Origin of the sequence: Janthinobacterium sp. AD80 (assembly GCF_002878455.1) — a bacterium.
Taxonomy (GTDB): Bacteria; Pseudomonadota; Gammaproteobacteria; order Burkholderiales; family Burkholderiaceae_D; genus Janthinobacterium.
This window is the reverse complement of sequence record NZ_NRDQ01000306.1, coordinates 1-1,043: the sequence shown is the minus strand read 5'-3', so window position 1 is coordinate 1,043 and position 1,043 is coordinate 1. Positions and strand designations below refer to the sequence as shown.

The 1,043-nt window shown below is 70.5% G+C and carries 2 protein-coding genes and 1 pseudogene; all 3 read right to left on the bottom strand.

All coding sequences use genetic code 11. The features are described from left to right. Window positions 1-292 (bottom strand): annotated as a pseudogene (locus JaAD80_RS29000) (hypothetical protein); the annotation flags it as partial. Continuing rightward, complete coding sequence (locus tag JaAD80_RS28995) at window positions 292-534, bottom strand: acyl carrier protein (protein ID WP_102299643.1); 243 nt, start codon at window positions 532-534, stop codon at window positions 292-294. The pseudogene JaAD80_RS29000 and the gene JaAD80_RS28995, both read right to left, overlap by 1 nt. Further along, a partial coding sequence (locus JaAD80_RS28990; protein ID WP_102299642.1) for a hypothetical protein occupies window positions 513-1,043 on the bottom strand: 531 nt, incomplete at its 5' end. The genes JaAD80_RS28995 and JaAD80_RS28990, both read right to left, overlap by 22 nt.

Below are 1,043 nucleotides of genomic sequence, written 5' to 3'. Positions count from 1 at the left end.
CCAGGTGCACGTCGTTGTGCCAGATGGACCAGCGCGCCTCGCCGAAGTCGCCGCTGCTGTCGCCGCAGCCATACAGGTCGATCTGCAGCACGCTGTAGCCGGCGGCGGCAAAGGCGCGCGCCTGCGCGGCGGCCACGTGGCGGCTTTTATTCAGTTCCTCGGCCAGCGGGTGCAGGTAGACGATGCCGCCGCGCGCCGGCTGGCCGGGCGCGGGCAAGTGCAGCAGGCAGTAGCGCTGGCCGCCGCTGGCGGGCAGGAAGAAGGGCAGCAGGCCCGTCGAGATGGCGTGCATCAGGGCAGCCTGTCGCAGATGAAGGCGTGCAGGCTGCCCACCGTGGCGAAATGGCGCGCATGGATATCCTCGTCGGCCACGGCGATGCCGAAATGCTCTTCCAGCGCGGCGATGACGCCGATGACGGCCATGGAATCGAGTTCCGGCACGCTGCCCAGCAGCGGCGTGTGCGCATCGAGCGCGCGTCCGCCCAGTCCCAGGGTGGTGTCGAGGATGGTTTTCACTGCTTCAAGATGCGGCATGTCAGCTCCAGGGAAGGGTAGTGGGGCAGGGCGCTGGTGTCGAACGTCAGGCAGGCGCTGTCGCCGGGGCGGCGCGACAGGTGCAGATACGGCGGCAGGCTGGCGGCCATCCATTGCCAGCGGCCGCAGCGCAGGAAGGTGGCCGTGCCCAGCGCATGGGTGCCCAGGCGCGCATGGGCGTTCAGCGAGGCGCGGTTGAAGCGCGAGATGCGGCTGCAGGACCAGCGCACGCCTTGTGCATGCAGCACGCGGTTGGCTTCTTCCCACAGGCGGGGAAACACCAGGCCGCCCCGCTGCGCCGGGTGCACCCACACGTCCAGGTCCCACGACGCATCGGGCGAGGCCAGCACGTAGCGCGCCCGCACCTCGTCTTCCTGGCAGCCATGGCGCAGCAGCCACAGCCAGCCCAGCATGTCTGCCTGTTGCTGCGGCTGCGACTCCTGCCGCACCTGGCGCGCCACCAGGCATTGCGCGCCCTGGCGGTAGCGCTCGCGCAGCACGGCGGGCGG

Excerpts from the sequence above, each read along its gene's own strand:
- JaAD80_RS28995 (WP_102299643.1), bottom strand. The coding sequence starts at position 534 with ATGCCGCATCTTGAAGCAGTGAAAACCATCCTCGACACCACCCTGGGA.